Below are 2,526 nucleotides of genomic sequence, written 5' to 3'. Positions count from 1 at the left end.
GTCCGGGGGGCGCCGCGGGCGGGGACTGCCCCGTCTGACTGAGCTCTTCCTAGCGGGAGACCGTCAGTGCGCGGTCACCGTCTGCGGGGTCTCGGCGGCCGGCTCGCCGTCCGCCTGCGCCGCCGGAGCGGGCGCCTGCGGCTTGGCGTTCGGGAAGAAGAAGGCCGCGATGAGCAGGGCGACCGTCGCGAAGCAGGCCGCCGCGAAGAAGGCGGTGTGGTTCGCCGACTCCTGTACGTCCACGGCCTTGGCGACGTCGCCGCCGGCCTTGGTCAGCTTCTCGGCGAGGCCGTTGTAGGCGATGGTCACGATGACGGCGAGACCGAGCGCGCCGCCGGCCTCCTGGCTGGTGTTGATGAGACCCGCGGCCACACCGGCCTCCGAGTCGGCGATGCCGGCGAACGCGGCGATCTGCAGCGTCACGAAGCACATGCCGCAGCCGATGCCGAGGAGGATGAAGGCGGGCAGCAGGTCGACCGCGTACGAGCCGCCGGCCGGGGCCCGCGTCAGGAGCAGCAGACCGCCGATGGTGGCGGCGAGACCGATCAGGAGCACGATGCGGGCCGCGACCTTGGCGATCAGGCCCGAGGCGATGCCCGCGCCGGCCGCGACGCAGAACGCGAGGGGCACGTAGGAGAAGCCCGCCTTCATCGGCGAGAACCCGTACACCTGCTGCATGAAGATGCTGGCGAAGAAGAACAGGGCGGAGAAGGCACCGAAGACCGACACGGCCGCGATGTTCGCGGTGCTGACCGACTTCAGGCGGAAGACGCGCAGCGGCATCACGGGCGCCTCGACCTTGGTCTCGATCACCAGGAAGGCCGCGAGCAGTACGCCCACGATGACGAAGGAGACGACCGTGCGACCGTCGCCCCAGCCGCGGTGCGTGGCCTCACCCAGGGTGAAGATCAGCAGCAGCAGGGCGCTGGTGAGCGTCGCGGCACCGAAGATGTCGAACCGGGTACGCGGGCCGTCGGCCTTGGAGTCCGGGACGACGCGCGCCGCGAAGAGGGCACCGAGCAGACCGATCGGCACGTTGATGTAGAAGATGTACTCCCAGCCGGGGCCGTCGGCGAGCACACCGCCGAGGATCACGCCCACGATCGAGGCGATACCGGAGAGCGAACCCCACAGGCCGAGCGCCTTGTTGCGCTCGGGACCCTCGGGGAAGGTGTTGGTCAGGATCGACAGCGCCGAGGGCGCGATCATCGCGGAGCCGAGGCCCTGGACGGCACGCGCGCTGATCAGCACGTTGCCGCTGTCGGACAGGGCCGCCACGAGCGAGGCCAGGGCGAAGACGGCCAGACCGGTCTGCAGGACCCGGCGGCGGCCGTAGCGGTCGGCGAGCCGGCCGCCGAGCAGCAGGAAGCCGCCCAGTACGGTCGCGTAAGCCGTGACCACGTACTCCAGGCTGACGTCGGACATGCCGAGCCCGTCCTGGATGGACGGAAGTGCGAGATTCACGATCGACACGTCGAGGAAGACCATGAACTGGGCCATGCAGACAAAGGCAAGGATCGCGCCGGGCTTGTAGCCCGCTCCCGTGCCCTTTCCGCTCTTGACCACGTCGGGGGCAGTCATTGGGTAACTCCTCAGCTATGCAGAATCGAGTGTGTGAGAGCGGTCGCCGACGACGCCGGGACGAGCCACAGGGCCGACCCCGATCGCGGGCCGCGGCGCGCGCCGGACCTCGGCTTCATCGCCCCACCTTCCGCTTGGCAGTTCCGCTGCCTGGCAGCGTGCCCGGGGCCTCTCGACTCCGCCTTGAGTCCCGCCGGACCGGCCGTCTATCAGTCGATGCCGCGCACGATGTGCGGGTCCGCCCATTCCTCCTCCTCGTCCGCGCCGGCGAGCCACAGCGGCGGGGCTCCCATGACGAGGTTGTACGAACGCCAGTCGAGTTCCTCTTGGATGTCGTGCACCAGCTCCTCCTCTGCTTTCCGATCAGGCCACGCTGTCAAGATCTGCTGGAAAGCCGCTCAGGAATCACTCGAGAACCGCTCGGCACGTGCCCTACTCGACCCGGAACTGACAGAATTACCTTCCGCATAAAAACTGATGACAGTCCGTCATCTTGCCGGCGGACGCGGAAAGCAAGGACGGGACAGTGGACGAGCACGACTGGCTGGCGAAGCGCTTCGAGGACGAACGGACGCGTCTTCGGGCAGTGGCCTACCGGATACTCGGCTCGCTCAGCGAAGCGGAGGACGCCGTCCAGGAGGCCTGGCTGAAGCTCAGCCGCTGCGACTCCGCGGAGATCGACAACCTGGGCGGCTGGCTGACCACCGTGGTCGGCCGCGTCTGCCTGGACATGCTGCGCACCCGGGCCTCCCGGCGCGAGGAGCCCCTGGAGGTACGGCCGGTGGAGCCGGCCCCCGGCGAAGGCGCGGCCAGGGCGGCGCGCCCGAGCGATCCGCAGGCCGAGGCCGTGCTCGCCGACTCCGTCGGCGCCGCCATGCTCGTGGTCCTGGACAAGCTGACCCCCGCCGAGCGGCTCGCGTTCGTCCTGCACGACCTGTTCGCCTG

3 protein-coding genes are annotated in these 2,526 nt (G+C 69.5%); 1 reads left to right on the top strand and 2 read right to left on the bottom strand.

Annotation, left to right across the window (positions count from 1 at the left end):
* Positions 1-63: 63 nt before the first annotated feature.
* Positions 64-1,581, bottom strand: coding sequence for an MFS transporter (locus tag ACFWGD_RS13130; RefSeq protein ID WP_377779131.1), 1,518 nt, complete (start codon positions 1,579-1,581; stop codon positions 64-66).
* Between the two features lie 209 nt (positions 1,582-1,790).
* Positions 1,791-1,922, bottom strand: coding sequence for a hypothetical protein (locus ACFWGD_RS13125; protein WP_377779130.1), 132 nt, complete (start codon positions 1,920-1,922; stop codon positions 1,791-1,793).
* Between the two features lie 185 nt (positions 1,923-2,107).
* On the opposite strand from ACFWGD_RS13125, the gene ACFWGD_RS13120 reads away from it, so the two are divergent.
* A partial coding sequence (locus ACFWGD_RS13120) for a sigma factor (RefSeq protein ID WP_377779129.1) occupies positions 2,108-2,526 on the top strand: 419 nt, incomplete at its 3' end.

Source organism: Corynebacterium sp. NPDC060344 (assembly GCF_042725215.1).
GTDB lineage: Bacteria > Actinomycetota > Actinomycetes > Mycobacteriales > Mycobacteriaceae > Corynebacterium.
Note: the sequence above shows the minus strand (reverse complement) of the source record. Positions and strands in the feature narration are given on the sequence as shown.

Excerpts from the sequence above, each read along its gene's own strand:
- ACFWGD_RS13130 (WP_377779131.1), bottom strand. The coding sequence starts at position 1,581 with ATGACTGCCCCCGACGTGGTCAAGAGCGGAAAGGGCACGGGAGCGGGC.